The following is a 22045-nucleotide window of genomic DNA, read 5'->3' as shown; positions in this document are numbered from 1 at the left end:
GAAAACGTAGCACCGTCATCTCCACGACCCGCGATTCAACCAGGGAAAAACACCATGGCCCACAATCTCCACAAAACCCTCAAGGAATTCGACAGCGGTTCCGGCAAAGGCAAGTTCTACTCGCTGCCGCAACTTGGCAAGGCATTGAACGTCAAGATCGACCGGCTGCCGGTTTCGATCCGAATCGTGCTGGAATCGGTGCTGCGTAACTACGACGGCAAGAGGATCGCCGAAGAGCACATCGAACAGCTCGCGAACTGGAAGCCGACGGCGTCGCGCGTCGACGAAATTCCGTTCGTCGTGTCGCGTGTCGTGCTGCAGGATTTCACCGGCGTGCCGCTGCTCGCCGACATCGCCGCAATGCGCGGTGTCGCGCAGCGCGCCGGCAAGAACCCGAAGGCGATCGAACCGCTGGTGCCGGTCGACCTCGTCGTCGACCACTCGGTGCAGATCGATTACTTCCGTCAGAAGGACGCACTCGACCTGAACATGAAACTGGAATTCCAGCGCAACAACGAGCGCTACCAGTTCATGAAGTGGGGCATGCAGGCATTCGACACGTTCAAGGTCGTGCCGCCGGGCGTCGGCATCGTTCACCAGGTGAACCTCGAATACCTCGCACGCGGCGTGCACAAGAAGGCTGACGGCGGCGATACCGTGTACTACCCGGACACGCTCGTCGGCACCGACAGCCACACGACGATGATCAACGGCATCGGCGTGGTCGGCTGGGGCGTGGGCGGCATCGAAGCGGAAGCGGGCATGCTCGGCCAGCCGGTGTACTTCCTGACGCCGGACGTCGTCGGTGTGCATCTGAAGGGCAAGCTGCGCGAAGGCGTCACCGCGACCGACCTCGTGCTGACCGTCACCGAACTGCTGCGCAAGGAGAAGGTTGTCGGCAAGTTCGTCGAGTTCTTCGGTGAAGGCACGAAGTCGCTGTCGCTGCCGGACCGCGCGACGATCGGCAACATGGCGCCGGAATACGGCGCGACGATGGGCTTCTTCCCGGTCGACGAAAAGACGATCGACTACTTCAAGGGCACGGGCCGCACCGAAGCCGAAATCTCCGCGTTCGAAAAGTACTTCAAGGCGCAGGGTCTGTTCGGCATTCCGAAGGACGGCCAGATCGATTACACGAAGGTCGTCACGCTCGATCTCGGTACCGTCGCGCCGTCGCTGGCAGGTCCGAAGCGTCCGCAGGACCGGATCGAAATCGGTCACGTGAAGTCGACGTTCACCGATCTCTTCTCGAAGCCGGTCGGCGAAAACGGTTTTGCGAAGAAGGCTGCCGACATCGACACGCAATACACGACGACTAACGGCGTCAACGTGAAGAACGGCGACATCCTGATCGCCGCGATCACGTCGTGCACGAACACGTCGAACCCGAGCGTGCTGCTCGCCGCCGGCCTGCTCGCGAAGAAGGCCGTCGAAGCCGGCCTGACGATCGCACCGCACATCAAGACTTCCCTGGCTCCGGGCTCGCGTATCGTCACCGAGTACCTGACGAAGACCGGCCTGCTGCCGTATCTGTCGAAGCTCGGTTTCGAACTCGCCGCGTACGGCTGCACGACCTGCATCGGCAACGCGGGCGACCTGACGCCGGAACTCAACGAAGCGATCACGAAGAACGACATCGTCGCGGCCGCCGTGCTGTCCGGCAACCGTAACTTCGAAGCGCGTATCCACCCGAACATCCGCGCGAACTTCCTCGCGTCGCCGCCGCTGGTCGTCGCATACGCGATCGCCGGCAACATCACGCGCGACCTGATGACCGAACCGGTCGGCAAGGGCAAGGGCGGCAAGGACATCTACCTCGGCAACATCTGGCCGTCGAGCGACGAAGTCAACGCGCTGCTCAAGTTCGCGATGGACGCCGATGCGTTCCAGAAGAACTACTCGCAGCTCACGAAGAAGGGCGATCTGTGGAGCAAGATCGAGGGCGAGGAAGGTCAGGTCTACGACTGGCCGAAGTCGACCTACATCGCCGAACCGCCGTTCTTCGGCGACGACTTCTCGATGCAGCCGGCTGCCAGCATCGCCGCCGTGAAGGGCGCGCGCGCGCTCGGCGTGTTCGGCGACTCGGTGACGACCGACCACATCAGCCCGGCAGGCTCGATCAAGGAAGACTCGCCGGCCGGCAAGTGGCTGAAGGCGAACGGCGTGCAGAAGGCCGACTTCAACAGCTACGGCTCGCGCCGCGGCAACCATGACGTGATGATGCGCGGTACGTTCGCGAACGTCCGGATCAAGAACCTGATGATCCCGTTGAAGGCAGATGGCACGCGCGTCGAAGGCGGCCTGACGATCCATCAACCGGACGGCGAACAGCTGTCGATCTACGACGCCGCGATGAAGTACATCGACGCAGGCACGCCGACCGTGGTGTTCGCCGGCGAAGAGTACGGCACGGGTTCGTCGCGCGACTGGGCGGCGAAGGGCACGCAACTGCTGGGCGTGAAGGCCGTGGTCGCACGCAGCTTCGAACGGATCCACCGTTCGAACCTGGTCGGCATGGGCGTGCTGCCGCTGCAGTTCAAGGGCTCGGACAGCGTGCAGTCGCTCGGCATCACCGGCGAGGAAACGTATGACGTCGAAGGCCTCGGCGACGACTTCAAGCCGCAGCAGGAAGTCACGCTGGTGATCCACGGCAAGGACGGCAGCACGAAGCGCGTGCCGGTTCTGCTGCGTATCGATACGCCGATCGAAGTCGACTACTACAAGCACGGCGGGATTCTGCCGTTCGTGCTGCGGTCGTTGCTCGCGGCTTAAGTGTTGTTTGGCGTGTAGTGCCGCTTGCGGCGCTACACGCTGCTGTTCACGGCCCGAACGTTAATGCGTTCGGGCCGTTTTCTTTTGGGGGGCGGTTGATCGATGGGATGCGCCGCTTGACCTCTTCTCAACTGTGATCGCGTCGTACTGCCGGACGCGGTCCTGCCTGACTTCCTCGTGGCCTGGGCGATCCGTTCTTCCGGATGCCACGGACCGATCACGTCGCCCGGTTTAGTCGCGACACTGCCTACATCGTCTTGATCACCATTGACTGAGTGTTCGCGTCTCCAGACGCGCGCGCCGACGGATGACGCATGTCTCGATTGTTGACATATGGACGACGGCGTTCATCAACAATGGTCGACATCGCTCTTCAATGTATTGGCCTGTTCCTTCCTTCGAGAAGCCGTTCATGCGCTATCCACGCCAGTCCCGCACGCTAGCCATATCCGGCGACGCGCTTCCTGTGTGGGGCGGCCGCCCGGTGCTCGAGCCGGTACGGCTGTCAGGCACAGAGAAGCTCGGCGCGTTGTACGAGTACGTGCTGGAGTCGGCGACGACCGAAGACGAGACCCTTCGCGTCTGGCAGGCGCAGGAACTCGTTCTCCCGGAGAAACTCGTCGGCAGGGAAATGCGAGTGTCCGTCGAATACGAGGGCAAGGGCACGTTCCGACCCGGTCTGCCCGGCAATACCGGGCTTGGCAACGTCGGGGCCGGCCGCAGGGAGATCGTTGGCCTCCTCTCCGAAGTGCGCAGCATGGGCGCCGACGACCGGCACGCGTATTACACGTTCGTCGTACGGCCATGGCTGTGGCTCGCGACGCTGAACCGCGAGAACCGCATCTTCCAGGGAATGAGCGTCGTCGAGATCACGCAGTCGATTCTCAACGGGAAACGCTATCCGTTTCCGTACGAGCTACGTCTGGGGGCGATCGGTTTTAAAGCGGGCTATCCGAAGCGCGACTATGTCCGTCAGCACTGGGAATCGGATTTCCAGTTCCTGAGCAGGCTCTGGCGCGAGTGGGGCATCTACTTCTTCATGGATCGATCGACGCTCGTGCTGTGCGATTCCCCGGGCTCGCACAAACGCCACGGGCCTGCGTACGAAACGCTCGCGTACCACGCACCGGAAGGCAAGCGTATCGACGAAGAGCACATCCACAAGCTGTCGCTCTCCCGCGAACTGACAGCCGGCATCGTCACGCTGACCGACTACGACGCCACCCGCTCGCGCGCGGCACTCGGCGTCAGCGTGGGCGACGCCAGCAGCATCGCGTTTGACAACGCCGAACGCTACGGATGGGGTGATTACTCGCAGCCGAAAGCGGGCTTCATGGGCCTGTCGGAGACGCCAAACGACTATCAGCGGGAAGGAGAATATCTCGCGCGCGTTCGCCTCGATGCCGAGCGCTGCCGCAGCCTGCGCGCACGCGGTAAAGGCAACCTGCTCGGCCTCGTGACCGGCTGCACGTTCCATCTTGAGCATCATCCGGTCAAGCAGGCCAATGCCGAGTACCTGGTCATCTCGACCACGATCGATATCCGCAACGTCGACGAAACGAGTCAGTCGGACAATATCGCGCAATACCAGTGCGAGACCGCGTTCGTGCTGCAGCCGGCCAACACGTTCTTCAAAAACCGGCTGAAGAAGAAGCCTCGCTGCGCGGACGAAACGGCGATCGTCGTAGGGCCGCAGAACCAGCCGATGTGGGTCGACCGCTATGCACGCGTGAAAGTGCAGTTCCTGTGGGACCGCCTTGGCAAGAGCGACCAGAACTCGAGTGTCTGGCTGCGCGTGTCGTCGCCCTGGCAAGGCGACCGGTTCGGCACGATCTATCTGCCGAGAATCGGGCAGGAGGTGACGGTCAGCTATCACGAGGGAGATCCCGACAAGCCGTACGTGTCAGACCGCATGGTGAACGAGCTCAACCAGCCGCCGTGGGCGCTGCCGGATAACCACGCGCTGTCGGGCACGCGTACGCAGGAAATCAACGGCGGGATGTCGAACAGCGTCGTCGCGGATGATACGACCGGCAAGCTCCAGGTTCAGGTCGCGAGCGACTACGCGCAATCGCGGCTCGTGCTGGGGTACAACACGCGGATCGCGGGCAATGCGGGGCGCAAGGAGGCGCGGGGCGAAGGGGTTGAGCTGGCGACGGATGCGTGGGCGGTTGTGCGGGCGGGAAGAGGGATGCTGCTCTCGACCGAAGCACGTCCAGGTGCAACGGCGCAGGTCAAGGACATGGGTGAGACGGTGCAACGCTTGACGCAGGCGCGAGACCAGCATGAAACACTCGCGAACGCAGCGGTGCAGGCACAGGCTCACGACCCGCAGGACAAAACCGATATCGCCGACGCACTCAAAACCCAGAACGACGATATCCGTGGAGAAGGAACCGGCAATGGCAACAGTTTCCCTGGACTTGCGAAGCCCCACCTGGTGCTGGCGTCACCCGCAGGTATTGAAGCAACGACGGCAGGCAGCACCCATCTGGCGAGCGGCGAACACACGGCGCTGACCAGTAGCGGACACATCAGCATGAGCAGCGGCAGCAACCTGCTGATGTCGGCACGAAACGCGGTGCGGATCTTCGCATACAGACTCGGTATCCGGATCGCTTCGTACGCCGGGGACATCGATATCACGGCGCTGAAAAAGAACATCAACCTGCTGGCCAGGCTGGAGATCACGCAGAGCGCGGACAGCATCGTCATCAAGGCCACGAAGCAGATCGTGCTCAACGGTGGCGACAGTTATATCCGGCTTGAGAACGGGAAGGTCACGGTGGGTGCGATGCGGTATCTCGTCAATGCGCAGATGAGCAATCTGCCGCCGAAGCCGATGGGTGTGAATCCCGCTGGACTACCTGACGTGCAGGCGAATGACCAGATTTTCCGTGTCCTCTCACCGGTGGGCCTGCCTCTCGCACGCGTCGCCTACAGGATGCAGGCGTCTTCGGGCGCGCACGTCGCCAGCACAAGGGTTGAAGGCCACGCACCAGCGGTTAATACCGAACAACCCGACAACGTGAAGTTCGATCTGCACCTGGACGAATTTGCGGCTGCGTCGGGACGGCCCTTCATCCCGGCATCATCCCAAACGTAAAGCCAGAGCCGACTTGTGCCTACCCATCTCGAAGTAACCGGCCCAACCAATCCGACGCCCGATACCCGCGTCGATTTGCGATGCGATTGCCACGCTATCTGGACTCTTGCACAACAATTCGTGATGCGTCAGATCGTGACGCACGCGCCTGTTTGTGAAGCGATGCCTGATTATCGGGAAGGTGATCCTCGTATCGTCAACAAACAACTCGACAAGTCGCCTCCAGAATTTGTGAGCAACTTTGCCGTCAGGGCAAGACGCATTGCAGCCGCCTATGCAGCTGTTTATCTGGAGGACTTTCACCTTGGAAAGAAAGACCAGATTGGTCGCTTCTACTGGCTCGGACTTGGCGCGTTCGCAGCCAAGCAGGTGGCGGTCACGCTCGAATGGCCACTTCTTCAAAGCACGAAATTCACGACGACGTACAAGCTTCTTGGTCAAGGAAACCTGTGGCTCTTCAATGACGTCCTGCCATGGTTCTATGGCTATGCCGCCGGCGCGGACACATTCGCGACGTGCGCTAAAGAACGTCACAGCGACAAATTCATGGAGCCCACGAAGAAGAGCTTTCGCCGCCAGTTGGACTACGAAACGGTGATCGCACATACGCCAATGGAACGTGATGGCAAAACGGGAGCGGTGATAGACGATCACCTTGGATACCTTCAATGCACGCCTTTGGTTGCGCAGGGATTTGCGAAGGTTACTGATTGGGAAAAGGCGGACTCGCGTGGCCGTCCAAAAGCCGCATTTCAACATCTTCTTTTAATCGCGCAACATGAACAGGGGGAAGTTCTCCAGGGCTTGATTTACGACAACGCAATTTTCCAGGCAGGTCTTGACCTCCAGAGTGCTCTACTCAGCAAGAAGCCAACCGATAACCCGGTAATGGCAGTCGCAATGGGACCGGTCGGAATCACCGCTTTCGAACTCTCGATTCTGGCCCACGCCACGATACCAGGTCTCCAGCTCGTCCTGCGCGCCGAGGACAACACATCCAACATGGATTACAGGTCGGACGCACCTGACGGCATCGTGCTGCAGAACTATCTGGAACGCATGCGCTGGATCACAAACGCAGCGGGAAAATATGACAAGTTAATGCGAAACCGTACCGCCGAGATGCACGCGCACCTCACCACTATCGCAAGTTTCGGTGACCTCGCGGATACACCATGAAGACTATTCGACGTCTGGCGTTACTCGCGGCAGCTGCATTATTTGCGGGTCTGGCTACCTGGCTTCAAACCGCGCATTCATTTTCATCCATATCAACTCATATGATCGATTCAACTGCCATCCTTCGCCTCGGCAATCCTTCACTTTCTCACCTCGGCGGAGTTGGGGCGTCCGTAGACAGGCACCCTGCCGGAATGAATTTCTATCAAAAGGAGTTCCCGTCGGACAGCCACGGGACTGTTGAGTTTGCGCATGGAGCGCACAGCTTTAAGGTCGACAACGCGCTCTCGGCTATCGGTACCGAGGATGTGGATGTATCGGGGGGGATCTTCGAATGGGACATTACTTTCAGTCCAACCGGACAGCAGGCCGACACTCCTGAGACCGCGAGGAATCGGATCATGCAGTTTCTCAGCACGCTACGTGCAGCGGGTTGGAAGCGCTACATAGATGTCGACCGGCCCCGGCTTGACGGCAGACAGGCATGGCAGTACGGCACAACCGGCAGCGCCGCTGGCGACTATTCACTCGACTCGACCTATACCCCGACTATCGACGAATGGGAAACGTCGGCTTCCGGTTTTCCGGAGTGGATCTTCTATGCCGATGGCGTATACGTCGAAATATTCGTCCAGGAAAGCAACATGGGCGGCTTTGTCGGGAAGAGAACCTATCTGGTCAGCGTCGACATCAAGAATGAGTATGCCTTCTATTGCGTCGGCTTTTTCGGCGGTCACGAGGATCAGATGCGAAACTGGAAAGCACTGCTTCCAGCCGAGTTGAAAAGGTATCACGTCACGAGAATGAAGGCCGAAGCCGAACTGAAAACCCAGGGCTATTCGATCGACACGACGTACCAGGACCCATCGATCAGAGCGTTGGCATCCTCGCCCAGTACATCCGGCAATTGATCTGGAATCCGTGATAATGGAACGCGCAGACATACACGGCAGGAAACAGATCGTGGTCGGTGACGCTACGAGCCACGGCGGCAAGGTGACTTCCGGCAGCCCTTCATCCACCTGGAGCGCCGCGAAAATTCCCATTGCCCGCAAGGGCGATCGGGTCACGTGCCCACTATGCGCACCGCACATCTTTGAAATCGCTGAAGGCCTGGCGGGCTGTGAGGATTTCGATCAGCTCATGGCGGTCGAGGGGAATAAAACCACATGTGGTGCAACGCTAATCGCGCGCCATGCACCGGACAACAAATGACCCAACGATAGTCAGGTCCGAAAGAATCATCCCTCCCCCTCAATCCCTAACCGCATGCGGATCCGCATTCACCACCACCCGATTCTTCCCATCCCGCTTCGCCTGATAAAGCGCAACATCAGCAGCTTCAATCAAGGAAGTCATCGCCGAATCGATCTCCGGCACCACCGTCGCCCCACCGATACTGATCGTCACATACGCCCCACTCGCCGCATGACGATGCGGCAGCTGCAGCCCTTCGATCCCCGCGCGGATCTTTTCCGCGAGCAGCCGCACGCCGCCCATCGACGTCCCCGGCAGCACCACCGCAAATTCTTCGCCGCCAAAGCGCGCAGCCAGATCGCCGGCACGCCCGAGGCACCCTTCCACCGTCGACGCAATCCGCTTGAGCACTTCATCACCGGCAACATGGCCGTACGTATCGTTGTACAGCTTGAAGTTATCGACATCGATCATCAGCAGCGACAGTTCGGCCTGGTCGCGCGTCGCGCGGCGCCACTCGGCGCTCAGGTATTCGTCGAGATAACGGCGGTTCGACAACCCCGTCAGACCATCCGAATGCGTGAGGCGCCGCAGCTCCAGGTTCGCCTCGAGCAGTTGCTGCTGCGACTGCCGCAGCGCGCGATACGCCTCGTCGCGTTGCAGCAGGTTCACGTACGAGCGCGAGTGATAGCGGATCCGCGCGACCAGCTCGATGCGGTCCGGCAGCTTCACGAGGTAGTCGTTCGCGCCGGTCGCGAACGCGGCGCTCTTGATCACCGGCTCCTCTTTCGTCGACAGCACGATGATCGGCACATCGCGCAGCGCCGGATTCGAGCGGTACGCCTTGACGAGCGTGAGCCCATCGGTGCCCGGCATCACGAGGTCCTGCAGGATCACGGTCGGCCGTGTCTGCACTGCTACGTGCATCGCTTCGTCCGAGCGCGCGCAGTAGTGGAAGTCGATGCCGTCTTCATCGGCGAGCGCGCGCCGCACCGCCTCGGCGACGATTGCCTGATCGTCGACGAGCAAAACCATCACCGGCACGTCGGTGGCCGGCAGTGTGTGCAGGGCAACGTGCGCGGCGTCGAGCGCCGGATAGGCGCCCTCCGCTGCGGCGCCCTTTTGGGCACCCTCCGGCACGATGCGCGCGCCCCTGTCGGGCGCTCCGCTGCGTTCATTGTCCATGTTCAAACCCTCACGACTCTCTCTGATTCAATTTTCGTTATGTTTTTTTGACTCGCGACAGCAGTTCGTCCGCAATCTGCGGCAACGGCAGGATCGACTTCGCGGCGCCGACCGCGGCCGCCGCTTTCGGCATGCCGAACACGGCGCTCGTCGCTTCGTCSTGCGCGATCGTGTGATAGCCCTTCGCGCGCATCGCCTTCMGTCCGATCGCGCCGTCGCGGCCCATGCCGGTCAGCAGCACGCCGATCGCATCGGTCCGCCAGTGCTGCACGACGCTATGAAAGAACACGTCCACCGACGGCCGGTACGGCGTATCGGCCGGCTCGCGCGTGTACTCGAGCGTGCCGCCCGCCGTCAGCCGTAGATGATCGTTGGTCGCGGCAAGCAGCACTTCGCCGCGCCGTGGCCGGTCGCCGCTTAGCGCAACGCGAACTTTCAGCGGCGTCTGGCCGTCGAGCCATTGCGCCATGCCGTCGGCGAACGCCTTGTCGACATGCTGCACGATCACGATGCCGCCGCCGAAAGTCGCCGGCAGGCGGCCGAGGACCGCAGTCAGCGCGGTCGGCCCGCCCGCCGATGCGCCGATCGCCACCAGCGTCGATGCATTGGCCGCGTCCGCTGTATGGCCGTGCCGCGTGGTCGTGCGGCGGGCGCTCGGGCGTTCCAGCAACTGGCCGATCTGGTCGATTTTCGCGAGCAGCGGTTGCGACGCATCGGCGAGCGTATCGTCGGCAAGCGTCGGGGTATCCACCGCGTCGAGCGCGCCGGCCCCCATCGCCTCGTACACCCGCCACGCGTTCGCGCCGACGCTGCTCGTCACGATCAGGATCGCGCACGGCGTGTTCGACGCCATGATGCGGCGGGTCGCCTCGACGCCGTCGAACATCGGCATCACGAGATCCATCAGCACGACGTCGGGCGGCTGCGCGGCGCAGAAATCGACCGCGCGCGCGCCGTCGGTCGCCACCCACAGCACGCGATGCTCGGGCCGCAGCGCGATCGCGCGACGCATCGCCTCGACCGCGAGCGGCATATCGTTGACGATCCCGATGTTCATGAACGGGCCTCCCCGATCAGATCGCGCACCGCGTCGAGCAGCGCCTCGTCGTGAAAACTCCCCTTCGCGAGATAGTAGTCCGCGCCGGCGTCGAGCCCGCGGCGACGATCTTCCTCACGGTCCTTATACGAAACGATCATCACGGGTATCGATTTCAGTACGGCGTCGCGCCGGATCAACGTGACGAGTTCGATGCCGTCGACGCGCGGCATGTCGATGTCAGTCACGACCAGATCGAACGATCCGTTGCGCAGCGCGTTCCAGCCGTCCATGCCGTCCACGGCGACGGTCACCGCGTAGCCGCGTTTTTCCAGCAGCTTGCGTTCGAGTTCGCGCACGGTCAGCGAATCGTCGACCACCAGCACGTGCCGGCGCGCCTCGACGGTCACGCCCTGCGCGCGCCGCACCTTGTCGAGCTGGCCGCCGCGCACGAGCTTGTCCACCGAGCGCAGCAGATCGTCGACGTCGACGATCAGCACCGCCTCGCCGTTCTCCATCAGCGCGCCGGCAGCGATGTCCTTGACCTTGCCGAGCCGGCTGTCGAGCGGCTGCACGACCAGCATCCGCTCGCCGAGAAACCGGTCGACCGCGATCCCGCACAGGTCGCGCTCGTCGCCGATCACGACCACCGCGACACCGCTGCGGCTGTCTTCCGGCACCGGCGTGCCGAGCAGCTGATGCGCGGTGACGAGCCCGATCGGCCGTCCTTCGAAACCGAAATGCTGCTGCCCTTCGAGCATGTCGATCTGGTCGCGCGCGAGTTCGAGCGTGCGCCGCACGTGCGCGAGCGGGAACGCATACGCTTCGCCGCCCACTTCAACGAGCAGGCTGCGGATCACCGACAGCGTCAGCGGCAGTTGCAGCACGAAGCGCACGCCCTGCCCCGGCTCATTGTGGATGCGCACCGTGCCGCGCACCGCCTTGACCATCTCGTGCACGGCATCGAGCCCGACGCCGCGACCCGACACGTCGGTCACGCGATCGCGCATCGAGAAGCCCGGCAGCAAAAGGAATTCGAGCAGCTCGTGATCGGTGAGGCGCGCGGCCGTCTCTTCGTCGGCGAGGCGGCGGCGCACGACCGCCGCGCGCACGCCGTCGAGATCGATGCCCGCGCCGTCGTCGCTGACGGAGATCAGCAGCTTGCCCGCGCTGTGCCGGGCCTCGAGCGTCACGGTCGCTTCGGCGGATTTGCCGCGCGCAACGCGCTGCTCCGGCGACTCGACGCCGTGATCGAGCGCATTGCGCAGCAGATGACCGAGCGGTGCATCGAGCATGTCGAGAATGTCGCGGTCCACCTGCGTCGATTCGCCGACCACCGAAAAATGCACGCGCTTGTCGAGCGAGCGCGCGAGATCGCGCACGATCCGCGGATAGGCACGCGCCGCGTCGCCGAACGGCCGCATCCGGCACAGCAGCGCTTCGTCGTACAGCTGCTGCGCGAGGTGCGCGCTGCGCCGGTCGAAGCGGTCCAGCTCGTCGATCCGCGCGCCGAGCAACTGCTGCATGTTGCCGAGCGTTTCGCGCACGCCGTTCAATGCGGCGAGCGCATCGGCGTCGAGCGTGTCGGCGAGATTTTCGTAGAACGTGTCGAGCGCGCGCGACGCGTCGCGTTGCGTGCGCTTCACGCGCAGCATCGATTCGGCGAACGGTTTCAACCAGCGCGCCTCGACCAGCGATTCGCCCGACAGACTCAGCAGCCGGTCGAGATTGTCGGCGCGCACGCGCAGCATCCGGTCGGGATCGCGCGGCGCGTCGACGCGAAACGGCGCCGGGCGTTCGGTTCGTTCAATCGGTGCGATGTCCTGCGCGGCAAGCGTGGTTTGCGGGAGCAATGCGGGTTCAGCGGCGGGCAACGATTCGCTGTGCGTCTCTGCGGGCAGCGCGTCGGCCTGGGCGTTCAGCAATGCGATCGCGGTGCGCAGCGTCGCGTCGTCGTCGGCATCGGACGCTTCCGCGAACAGATTGCCGGCGCCGGCTGCGGGCAGAACCCGCGCGCCCGTGAGCGTGGAAAGTCCGCCGGTCCACGCGTCGACCTCGTCGCGCGCGACAGGCGCCGCCGGATTCGCCTCGCCGATGCGCAGCAGCAGGTCGGCGCCGCGCAACAGCTCGTCGATATGCTGCGCGGTGAGCAGCAGTTCGCCGTGCTGCGCGGCGACGAAACACTCCTCCATCGCGTGTGCGACGTCGACGCCGTCAGGCACGTCGACGATGCGCGCCGCGCCCTTCAACGAATGCGCGGCACGCATGCAGGCTTCGAGCGCGGCCGCATCGGCGGGCGTGTGTTCGAGCAGCAGCAGACCATCGGACAACACGCGCGTCTGCGCGCGCGCTTCCTCGCGAAACAGTTCGAGCAGCGACAGGCGGGCCGGATCGTCGGCGAGGCTCATCGGAGGCTCCGGGCAAGCGAGTCGAACACACGCGCGGTGTCGAGCAGACCGATCGTCGTGCCGCGCCACGCGAGTACGCCGCGCGCGTGCAGCGCGGTGGTCTGCGCGAGCGTCGGCGGCACCGGCATCAGCGCGGACGCAGCGAACCGCACCACGCCTTCCACTTCATCGACCGGGAATACGGCGGGCTCGTTGCGGTGCGCGGCGACCAGCATCCGCGCATATGCGTTGCGGCCCGCGTGACGCGTCGCGCTGTGATCGAGATTCAGCAATTCGCCGAGCGACGCGGCGACCGTCAGCGTGCCGCGAATGTTCACCAGACCGAGCACCACGCGATTGCGCCGATGCGGCAGCGAATGGACCGGCCGCGGCTCCTCGACCTGCCGCAGCGCTGCCGACGGCAGCGCGAGCCATTCGTCGGCGATACGGAACACGAGCGCGGACTGGATGGTCGCGCGGTCTTCATCGGAGAGCGGGCTATCGGTCGACGCACGCGCGCGTTCGCGCGCCGCCGCATACGCGGCACCTGCGGCGGTGCGCGCGAGGTCGGGCATGCCCGGCTCGTCGAGCAGCGCGCCGTCGTCGCTGACCGGCCGGTCGAGCAGCAGCGATGCGTTGCGCTCGAACACCGGGCAGTTCAGACAACGCGCGTGCTGCGGCAGGCGCGGGCACGAGTTGTCTCCCCGCGAGCCGATGCGGTTCCAGCAATCGTCGACGAGTACGGTCGCACTCGTGTGGTCAGCAGCGACGGACGTCATGCGCTCCTCATGAAGACTTCACGCGGCCGGCACCGGCCGTGGACTGACGCGCGATCGCGCGCTGCGCACGCAGCGTCATCTGCTGCGCGCCGGCAACGTCGCCGCTCACGTCGAGCAGCGCCGCCAGATGCATCAAGGTCTCGTAATGGGCCGGCGCGAGATACAGCGCCTTGCGATAGAAATCGGCGGCTTCGTCGGCGCGGCCGCGTGCGTCGGCAATCAGGCCGAGCAGATAGAACGCTTCCGCATCCGGCTCGTGGCCACGCGCGAAATCGCTGACGATACGCAGCGCGTCGTCGAAACGTCCGGCATCGGCGAGACGCTGCGCGTCCGCGAGTCCGGCGGATTGATTTGCACCCGCAGGACCAGCCGGTTCCGACGCGAGCACTTCAACTGCGGACGACACCACCGGCGCCGGATGCGCAGCCGCGAACGGCAGCGCGGGCCGTCCCGCCGAGGATACCGCAGCGGCAACCGGCGCGACGGACAGCGCCGGCGCCACCGACAGCGCTGCCGGTTTGCCCGCCAGCACAGCCGCTGCCGATGCGGCAGACGCATACGCGTCGCGCAGCGCGGACGACATCGTGGGATCGGTTGAATCGGTGAATGCTGCGGCTGATTCGGCAGTGGGCCTGCGCACCGCCTGCGTCTGCACCGAAGCTTGAGCCTGAACCGCAACGTTCCAGCGTGCAATACCGCCGACGCCGTCCGCTTCATCAGCCGAAGTGCGATGAAACGCAAACGCAAGCGGAATACGCGCCGACGTCATCGCGTGCCGCATCATCAGTCCGGTCTCGGCCGGACCGACGAAAATCGTGCCGCCGTCCGCGAGCTGCGCGTCGAGCAGATGAATCGCGCGATCCTGCGCATCGCGATGAAAATAGATCAGCACGTTGCGACAGAAAATGAAGTCGTAGCGCGTGTCGGTCCGTTGCAGCGGCTCGAACAGATTGCCGCGCGAGAATCGCACGGCCTGCTGCACGCGCTCGTGCAACTGCCAGCCGTCGGCGGTTTCGGTGAAGTGACGCGCGCGAAATTCGAGTGCGTGGCCGCGAAACGAATTGCGCCCATACGACGCCTGCTGCGCCCGTTCGATGGCCTGACCGCTGATGTCGATCGCGTCGATGACGAAGCGCGACGGATCGAAGCCCGCATCGAGCAGCGCCATCGCGGCCGAATACGGCTCCTCGCCGCTCGAACACGGCACGCTGAGCACGCGCAGCACACGCGCGGGCGCATCGGCAACGCGCGCCGCCGCGAGCTTCGTCAATGCAGCGAACGCGTCGCGGTCACGGAAGAACCAGGTTTCCGGCACGACGAGTGCCTCGACGAGCGCCTGGCGCTCGTCCACCGAGCCGTGCAGCAGATGCCAGTAAACGTCGAGCGCGCCGCCCTGCAGTGCGTCGCCCTGGGTCGCGCGCATCCGCTCGTTCACCACGCGCGCAAGCGTGTTGATGCCAAGCGACGACGCGTCGATACCCGTCTCTGTCGACAGCCACGTTTCGAAGCGGGCATCGACGGGAAGCATCGGTGGGAGGGTGGGCGAGCGGCGCATCACGGAGGGTCCGAGAGTGCGGAGGGTGTGGCCGACGTGGCCGGAAACAGCAGCGCCTTCATATCGTCGTCGAGCATCTGCGCGACATCGACCCACTGCACGAGCCCTTCGGCATCGCTTGCCACCGGACCGAGCCACCGTGCGTGCGGCGTCGCGACGCCGCTATCGGCGAACGCATCGCGGTCGATCCGATAGGTGCGCGTCGCGTGTTCGACGATCAGGCCGAGCAGACGCGTGACTTCTTCGCCAGCCTGATCGTCCCCGACGCGATAGCGCACCAGCACGAGCCGCGTCGAGCGCAGCGCACGCGCAGGCCGGCCGAGCGCGAGCTGCGCGACGTCGACAACCGGCACCGGCTCGCCGTCGTGCTCGATCACGCCGGCGATCCATGCGGGCGTGCCGGGAATCGGCCGGGCCAGCGCGTACGCGCGCACCTGCGCGATGCGGGTGGCGTCGAGCGCGTAACGGTCGCCGTCGAGTTCGAACTGGAGAAAAAGCATCGTTGTTGCCTGCGCTATCGGGCCCGACGGTCAGGCCTCGATCTTGAAACGCGAGACGCCGGTGCGCAGCTGGTTCGCGACCAGCGTCAGATCGTCGATTGCCTGCGACGACTGGCGCAGCGATTCCGCGGTCTGCTGCGCAGCCTCCGACAGCTGCGACAGCGCCTGCGTGATCTGCTCGGCGCCGCTCGCCTGGGTCTGCATCCCTTCGTTGACCATCTGGAAACGCGGCGCGAGCGTCTGAACTTCGTTGATGATCTGCGACAGCTGGCCGCCCACCTGATGCACGTCGCGCATGCCGCGCCGCACTTCCTCCGAGAATTTGTCCATGCCCATCACGCCGGCCGATACCGCCGACTGGATGTCCTTCACCGTCTGCTCGATGTCATACGTCGCGACCGCGGTCTGATCCGCGAGCCGGCGGATTTCGGTGGCAACGACCGCGAAACCGCGGCCGTACTCGCCGGCCTTCTCGGCTTCGATCGCCGCGTTCAGCGACAGCAGGTTGGTCTGGTCCGCGACCTTGGTGATCGTCGCGACCACCTGGTTGATGTTGATCGCCTTCTCGTTGAGGATCGCGAGCTTCGCGTTGACCGAGCCCGCTGCTTCCATCACGCTGCGCATCGTCTCTTCCATCCGCGACAGACCGGTGTGGCCTTCGCCTGCGAGCGTCGCGGACTGCTCGGCGACGCTCGACACTTCGTTCATCGTGCGCACCAGGTCACGCGACGTCGCGAAGATCTCGCGCGACGTCGCGCCGATCTCGGTCGTCGTCGCGGCGGTTTCGCTCGCGGTCGCCTGCTGTTCCTTCGACGTCGCCGCGATTTCCGCCACCGACGTCGTCACCTGCAGCGACGACTTCTGCGCCTGCGACACGAGACTCGCGAGTTCGTCGGACATCCGGTTGAAACCGTCCTCGAGCCGCCCGAATTCGTCGTTGCGACGCAGATCGAGCCGCTGCGTCAGATTGCCGGTGCGCATCGTGTCATGCACCTTGACGAGCTGCGCCATCGGTACGGTAATCGCCTTGTACAGCGTATAGCCGGTGCCGAGCGCGACCAGCAGCACGATGCCGAGCGCGGTGGCGAGCGTGATCTCGGCGCCGGTCACCGAGCCGCGGATCACGTCGGTCGATTCCTTCGCCCTTGCACGGTTCTCGGTCACCAGCACGTTGGCGAGGCGAATCACTTCGTTCCATGCGGGCGTCAGCTGGAAGAACGCGGTCTGCGCGGCGTCCTTCGACGTCTGCATCTGCTGGGCCGCGTCGTTCAGCATCGGCACGTAGCGATCGTACGCGGTGCGAAACGCGCGGAAGCGGTCGCGATCCTTGTCGTCGAAGATGGTCGCCTGATAGTCGGCCGCCAGCTGGTCGAACTTGCGCAGCGATTCGGGAATCGCGTCCAGATCCGCCTTGATCTTCGCCGGGTCGCGCTCGACGAACGCGGCGTGTTCGAGCAGCGTGTAGCTCTCGTTCGACGCCGCACGCAGCGTCGTCGCGAGAAACAGTCCGGGCACCGAGTCGCGACTGATGCTGTTGGCCTCGTCATCGATCTGGTGCAGACGGTCGTATGAGACCGCCGCCATCACGAGCATCAGCAGGAACAGCATGCCGAAGCCCAACATGATGCGGTTACCGATCGACAGCCGGCCGCCTGACATGACGGGCTGATTCTTGTTGTTTCCAGTTGACGACGTGCTGGCCATGTTTCGAAGAACTCTCAAATCAGGACGAAGGGAAAACGCGAAGCGCCCGCCACCCGCTAACCGGATGTTTCGGAAAACCCGCTAAACAGGGCGCCAGTGCGGAGGATACACCGCGCGGGCGGTGCCCCATACGGGGAAAAACCTCTGAAACGGGTTCGATCGGAGTTCGTTGCAAAAGCGCGCAATCGGCCGCATGCCAGGAGGGTGAATGCGGGCCGGCTACCGGCCGATTACTGCCGGGCTACGGCGAAGCCGCCGTGAAGTCGCTGTCAAGCCACTGTCAAACCACGACAGGGCCGCCGAGCCCGTCCTATCCGTCGATCGACCGCCGTTCAACCCACCCGGCGACGCCGGTAGAACCATCCGCCGATGCCCGCCAGGCCGATGAACAGCACGGCCACCGGCACATACAGATGGCGATGCACCCAGTAGCGCGTGATCCGCCATGCATGCACATAAGGGAAGCGCGCGGCGGCACTGAAATCCGGCGCCGGACAGTCGCGGCCGAAATGCGCGGCGAACGGCACGGCCGCGCCCTGCTTCACGTAGCGCTGGTACAACGCGGCTGCGCGGTCGGCGTCGTCGGATGCGAAGTTCGCGCCGTGGCATAGCACGGCCGCGAAGGCCTGTGAGCGAGGCGGCAGCAGGTCGGCGGCGGAACCCGCTTCGTCGGCGGCGATGGCGCGGTAGTGGAAGCGCTCGTTGGGCTTCGCCTCGCTCGATGCGTAGCGGTGCCGTTCGCCGTCGGTGACGAACGGTCCGGGCAGATCGGCGGCGGCGCGCTGCGCGGGTGTATCGCGTGGCGGTTGCGGCGCCGACGCACTCGTCAGGTAGGCAGCCACCATCGGGCCCCGGCGTCCGACTCCATGCGGGAACATGCCATCGAAGGTCGCGAAATCCGGGTCCTGTTCGTAGCCCATGATTTCCATGCCGTGCTCGCGCGCGAGCGTCGCCGCGTCGAACCAGCCGCGCGCCCGCGCGTTGCGGCTCCATGCGTGCTGTGCGTCGTGCAACGCCGCGCCGTACGCGGCGGCCCAGTCGCGGACCTTCCATGCGGTGACCTTGTAGCCGTTGCCGCTGCCGGTATAGTCGACGTCGACGAAACGCGCGTCGTCGTCGGCGGGGAAGTACGGCAGCGCGTCGTCCACCCGACCGTCGCGCACGAGCCGTCGCGCAAGCAGCAGGCGCAGGCTGTCCGCGAGCGTGCGCGTGTGCTGGGCTCGCCACGCGTAGAACTGCTCCGGCGTGAACGCCGCGAAGCCGGCCGGTAGCGGCACGGTCGCGGTGGCCGGCGCGTGCGCGTCGACCCAGGTTTTCAGTTCGTCGGTGGTCAGCACGCGCTCGGCGATGTACGCCATGTCCTGCTGATAGCCGACGCTGCCGCCATCCGTGCCGGCATAGGGATCGTCAGTGACCACGCCGGCACGCGCGCGCTGCGTCGCCGCGTACAGCTGGTCGAGCGCTACCAGGTACTGGCCGCGCGACAGCGCGAGCACGCCCTGCTCGCCCTTCACAAGCGCAACGCTGCCGGCGTCGAGACTTCCGTCGATCACCGGAAATGCCTTCGATGCCTCCGCATACGCACGCGCCGCGCTGGCCACGTCGCCGTCGCGCAACGCGAGCTTCGCGCGCACCCAGCTGGAAAGCGCACTGTTGTCGTGTGCGATCAGCGTGCGCGCGAGATCGTAGCGTCCGGTCCGATACGCGAGCGCAGCCAGCCGGTCCGCGCCGGCCGGCTGCGCGATGCCCTGCTGACGGATCGCATCGACGAGCGTTTCCAGCACCGGATTCGGCTTCACATGCGGCGTGCCACGCGCGACGTCCGCATAGCCCAGATGACCGGTGACGTCGAGCATCGCGTAGTAGTCGGTCGTGCTTGAGGGATCGTCGTTGACCACGTCGCCGACACGCGCGAGCCCGTACGCGACGAGCAGGCGCTGCGTCAAAGGATTGCCGATCAGACGCGTCGCACGCGCGGGACTGCTCAGCGCCCACGATGCGATCAGCACCAGCGACTGGAACCCGATGGCCGAGCCGCGCGCCGCCTGCTCCGCATACAGCCCGACCGCGCGATTCATGTCGGCCGGATCGATCGCGTCGACGCACGCGGTGCGGCCGGTCAGGTCGGTGTCGTCGCACTGCCCTTTGGAGGATGACCGGAGGAACAGCAGCGCCTCTTCGCCGTAGCTGAAGACGGCCAGTCCCGACGGGTCCGCTGCGCCCGCGCGAGCCCGTTCGCGTGCGACCGCGAACGCGCGTTGCGCCGCGCGGGTCTCGTCGGCGAAGTCGTAGCCGGCTTCGGACGACGCGCGCTTATGCATCTCGCCGAGCGCGTACGCGACCCACACTGCGCCCGGGCCGGCGGTCGCGGCGGGTACATCGAGCGCGGCCTGGAAGCGCCGCTGGGCGTTTTGTTTGTCTACGGCGGCGATGGCCTGCGCGTGTTTGCGGTCCGCGCGGCAGGCGGCTTTTGTGGTGGCGGTGGGTTTGGCGAGGGGACTGGCCGCGTTGGCGGTAGTCGTTGCTGCGTTGGTTGCGTGAGTCGCGCTGGCATTGCTGGATGTATCGGCTGCGCGGGTTGCTGTTGCCGGGGTTGTCGTGCTGTTTGGCGTGCTTGCCGTGCTGGTCGAGCTTGCTGTGCTTGCGACATTGGCGACACCTGTCGCAACGCTGGCACTTGCGACGCTGGCCTCGCTCGCTGCATCGGTTGAGCTCGCCGCATTCGCTGCACTCGCTGCGTTCACCGCGCCAGCGACTTTAGCCCCGCTCGCTGCTCCCGCCGCTTTCGCATCGCAATCCGGCAACGGCGCTTCCGCGTGCACCTCATCGACGACGCCAGCGAAGTACAACCGCACCGACTCCGGCAAACCCTCGCCGCGCGCGTACGCCGCGTCGCCGTCGCCGAGATCACGCATCGCGCTGACCGTCGCGAGCTGGGCCGCGTTCAGCGTCCCGTTGCCTGGCAGATCCGACGAGTGATCGGGGACTGCAGAAGTCAGCGCGGCCGGCGTCGCCTCGTACGCCTTCAAACTGTCGGCGGGCTTCACGAGATGCGCCGCTTCGTAGGCGAACGTGTTCGACGGCGTGCTCTTCAACGTGCCCGCGCGATCGTCGAGCAGTTGCAGCGGGAATTCCGGACCGCACGCCATCACGACAATCGCCACAGTAGCGATGGCGGCCGCAATCGCGAGAGCGACGGGTTTCTTATGGTTCGACATGAAGAGCAGGCGTTCCCTGGTTGCAGCGAATCCAGCCGACCGTGCGCTGGCGACCCGCGCGCAGCAGCCCATCCTGCGCGCGTCGGAGAAACAGACTTCGGCTATCGCGATCGATCACGTAGCCGTTGATACCGTCGGCGGCAGCGCAGCCTGCATCGACGCGGATGCGTGCCGGCAGCGGCGCATCCGCGTTGCCCGCGTTCACGAGCACGAGATCGCGGGCCGCCGAACCGGCTGCTTCATTCGCGCGGACCGTCAACTCGGGTTGCAGCGGCGCGTGCGCGAGCACCGCGCGCCACGTCGCGAGGCTCCATGCGCGCGTGTCATCGTCGGTGGGCAGGCGGAACCACACGATGCCCGCGAGCCCGTCGGGCCGCTCCTTCGCGATGCGCGCGGCAAACGCGGAAATCTCTCCGGGCTGCGCGACGAGTTCGTGCGCGAGATCGCCGGACGCTAAAGTCGGCCGCTCGCTTTCGATACCGGTCACGCGACCGTCGCGGCTCCACGTTACGCGCGTGCCGTACGTCGGCAACGCGACACGCCACGGATGACGACTGTGCCCCGCGAACGCGTGCATCCACGCGAGCGCACGCGTGTCGTCGAACAGACCCTGCACCGGATTCATCACCGCATGCACCTGTAGCACCGCTTCGTCTGTTTGCGCGAGCACGCCGTCGAGCGCAGCGGGACTGTCGAGCCAGGTCGGCAGCGCGGTGATCGACAGCTTGATGGACGGATCGAGCCGCGTGCGCAGCGTCGCGAGAAAGCGTTGATAACCGGCGAGCCGGGCGGTCGCGCAGTCGTGATCGATCTCGACGCCCGCGACATTCACGCCGCGACGCTTCCACGCATCGAGTACCACCGCGATATGAGTGATCGAAGCTGCGTCGTCAAGACGATCGAGCGTGCCGTCGATCCGCACCACTGCCACCACCTGCGTATGCGCAGACACGAGCGCGTTCCAGTCGGGCGTCACGTCGTTCCAATGGGCGCGTGCATCGAGTTCCGCGGCCAGCACATGCCACGTACCGACAAGCCCGCTGCTTTCGCGCATCGCCGCGACGACGCCGTCGGTCCACACGCGCTGCCACACGTATGCGTCATTCGGCAGCGGCTGCACCGGTTTGCCGCAACCGGTGAGCGCCAGCAACGCACATGCGACGACAAACCAGAAGCCCCGACGCCGCATACCCCGCACGACGAAAGCGGTACGGGCTACGACGTCGTGCACGGCGATGGCCGACATTCCACGCCCTCCCGCTGAACGGAAACGATGCTGGCTACGACGTCGCGCATGGCGCTGGCGAACATTCCGCTCCCTCTCGTTGAACGGAAACGATGCGGGCCAAGACGTCGCACATGGCAATCGCCGGCATCCCACGCCTTCCTGGTGAACGGAAGCGGCACGAACTGCAACGTCGGACATA

14 protein-coding genes are annotated in these 22045 nt (G+C 64.8%); 5 read left to right on the top strand and 9 right to left on the bottom strand.

The genetic code is table 11. From position 1 onward, the window contains the following. Nucleotides 1–54 precede the first annotated feature (54 nt). From acnA to E1748_RS08430, 5 genes are all read left to right on the top strand, one after another. Nucleotides 55–2772, top strand: a complete 2718-nt coding sequence (acnA, locus tag E1748_RS08450) for an aconitate hydratase AcnA (RefSeq protein ID WP_133646639.1) — start codon at nucleotides 55–57, stop codon at nucleotides 2770–2772. Between the two features lie 412 nt (nucleotides 2773–3184). Continuing rightward, a complete protein-coding gene (locus E1748_RS08445) occupies nucleotides 3185–5878 on the top strand; it encodes a type VI secretion system Vgr family protein (RefSeq protein ID WP_166653520.1) in 2694 nt (897 codons plus the stop codon). Between the two features lie 15 nt (nucleotides 5879–5893). Continuing rightward, complete coding sequence (locus E1748_RS08440; protein WP_133646637.1) at nucleotides 5894–7057, top strand: DUF2515 family protein; 1164 nt, start codon at nucleotides 5894–5896, stop codon at nucleotides 7055–7057. Continuing rightward, complete coding sequence (locus E1748_RS08435; RefSeq protein ID WP_133646636.1) at nucleotides 7054–7968, top strand: hypothetical protein; 915 nt, start codon at nucleotides 7054–7056, stop codon at nucleotides 7966–7968. Before E1748_RS08440 ends, E1748_RS08435 begins: the two co-directional genes overlap by 4 nt. A gap of 16 nt (nucleotides 7969–7984) precedes the next feature. Then, nucleotides 7985–8272 (top strand): PAAR domain-containing protein, encoded by a 288-nt coding sequence (locus E1748_RS08430; RefSeq protein ID WP_133646635.1) that lies wholly within the window; start codon nucleotides 7985–7987, stop codon nucleotides 8270–8272. Nucleotides 8273–8311: 39 nt separating this feature from the next. Here E1748_RS08430 and E1748_RS08425 read toward each other — a convergent pair whose 3' ends face one another. The 9 genes from E1748_RS08425 to E1748_RS08385 form a co-directional block, all read right to left on the bottom strand. Continuing rightward, entirely contained in the window at nucleotides 8312–9439 is a 1128-nt protein-coding gene (locus E1748_RS08425; protein WP_133646634.1) for a diguanylate cyclase, read from the bottom strand. A gap of 37 nt (nucleotides 9440–9476) precedes the next feature. Then, nucleotides 9477–10496 carry a chemotaxis response regulator protein-glutamate methylesterase gene (cheB, locus tag E1748_RS08420; RefSeq protein WP_133646633.1) on the bottom strand — a complete coding sequence of 340 codons (1020 nt, stop codon included), beginning with the start codon at nucleotides 10494–10496 and terminating at the stop codon, nucleotides 9477–9479. Further along, the gene (locus E1748_RS08415) at nucleotides 10493–12883 is read right to left on the bottom strand and encodes a hybrid sensor histidine kinase/response regulator (protein ID WP_133646632.1); all 2391 of its coding nucleotides are present in this window, start codon (nucleotides 12881–12883) and stop codon (nucleotides 10493–10495) included. Before E1748_RS08415 ends, cheB begins: the two co-directional genes overlap by 4 nt. Further along, nucleotides 12880–13641, bottom strand: a complete 762-nt coding sequence (locus E1748_RS08410) for a chemotaxis protein CheW (protein ID WP_133646631.1) — start codon at nucleotides 13639–13641, stop codon at nucleotides 12880–12882. Before E1748_RS08410 ends, E1748_RS08415 begins: the two co-directional genes overlap by 4 nt. Before the next feature lie 7 nt (nucleotides 13642–13648). After that, nucleotides 13649–15196: a CheR family methyltransferase gene (locus tag E1748_RS08405; RefSeq protein ID WP_420819294.1), complete on the bottom strand. Its 1548-nt coding sequence runs from the start codon at nucleotides 15194–15196 to the stop codon at nucleotides 13649–13651. Continuing rightward, nucleotides 15196–15696: a chemotaxis protein CheW gene (locus E1748_RS08400; protein WP_133646629.1), complete on the bottom strand. Its 501-nt coding sequence runs from the start codon at nucleotides 15694–15696 to the stop codon at nucleotides 15196–15198. Before E1748_RS08400 ends, E1748_RS08405 begins: the two co-directional genes overlap by 1 nt. A 30-nt stretch (nucleotides 15697–15726) precedes the next feature. Then, complete coding sequence (locus E1748_RS08395) at nucleotides 15727–17355, bottom strand: methyl-accepting chemotaxis protein (protein ID WP_420819293.1); 1629 nt, start codon at nucleotides 17353–17355, stop codon at nucleotides 15727–15729. A gap of 377 nt (nucleotides 17356–17732) precedes the next feature. Then, entirely contained in the window at nucleotides 17733–20618 is a 2886-nt protein-coding gene (locus E1748_RS08390; protein ID WP_133646627.1) for a hypothetical protein, read from the bottom strand. After that, nucleotides 20605–21864, bottom strand: a complete 1260-nt coding sequence (locus E1748_RS08385; RefSeq protein ID WP_240766410.1) for a DUF3142 domain-containing protein — start codon at nucleotides 21862–21864, stop codon at nucleotides 20605–20607. Before E1748_RS08385 ends, E1748_RS08390 begins: the two co-directional genes overlap by 14 nt. Between the last annotated feature and the right edge of the window lie 181 nt (nucleotides 21865–22045).

It is taken from the genome of Paraburkholderia flava, assembly GCF_004359985.1.
Lineage (GTDB): Bacteria > Pseudomonadota > Gammaproteobacteria > Burkholderiales > Burkholderiaceae > Paraburkholderia > Paraburkholderia flava.
Note: the sequence above shows the minus strand (reverse complement) of the source record. Positions and strands in the feature narration are given on the sequence as shown.

Bases quoted from the DNA above. Each gene is read 5' to 3' on its own strand.
- E1748_RS08385 (WP_240766410.1), bottom strand. From the start codon at position 21,864: ATGTCGGCCATCGCCGTGCACGACGTCGTAGCCCGTACCGCTTTCGTC.
- E1748_RS08445 (WP_166653520.1), top strand. From the start codon at position 3,185: ATGCGCTATCCACGCCAGTCCCGCACGCTAGCCATATCCGGCGACGCG.
- E1748_RS08400 (WP_133646629.1), bottom strand. From the start codon at position 15,696: ATGCTTTTTCTCCAGTTCGAACTCGACGGCGACCGTTACGCGCTCGAC.
- E1748_RS08395 (WP_420819293.1), bottom strand. From the start codon at position 17,355: ATGTCAGGCGGCCGGCTGTCGATCGGTAACCGCATCATGTTGGGCTTC.
- acnA (WP_133646639.1), top strand. From the start codon at position 55: ATGGCCCACAATCTCCACAAAACCCTCAAGGAATTCGACAGCGGTTCC.
- E1748_RS08415 (WP_133646632.1), bottom strand. From the start codon at position 12,883: ATGAGCCTCGCCGACGATCCGGCCCGCCTGTCGCTGCTCGAACTGTTT.
- E1748_RS08405 (WP_420819294.1), bottom strand. From the start codon at position 15,196: ATGCGCCGCTCGCCCACCCTCCCACCGATGCTTCCCGTCGATGCCCGC.
- E1748_RS08435 (WP_133646636.1), top strand. From the start codon at position 7,054: ATGAAGACTATTCGACGTCTGGCGTTACTCGCGGCAGCTGCATTATTT.
- E1748_RS08390 (WP_133646627.1), bottom strand. From the start codon at position 20,618: ATGTCGAACCATAAGAAACCCGTCGCTCTCGCGATTGCGGCCGCCATC.
- E1748_RS08410 (WP_133646631.1), bottom strand. From the start codon at position 13,641: ATGACGTCCGTCGCTGCTGACCACACGAGTGCGACCGTACTCGTCGAC.
- E1748_RS08425 (WP_133646634.1), bottom strand. From the start codon at position 9,439: ATGGACAATGAACGCAGCGGAGCGCCCGACAGGGGCGCGCGCATCGTG.
- E1748_RS08430 (WP_133646635.1), top strand. From the start codon at position 7,985: ATGGAACGCGCAGACATACACGGCAGGAAACAGATCGTGGTCGGTGAC.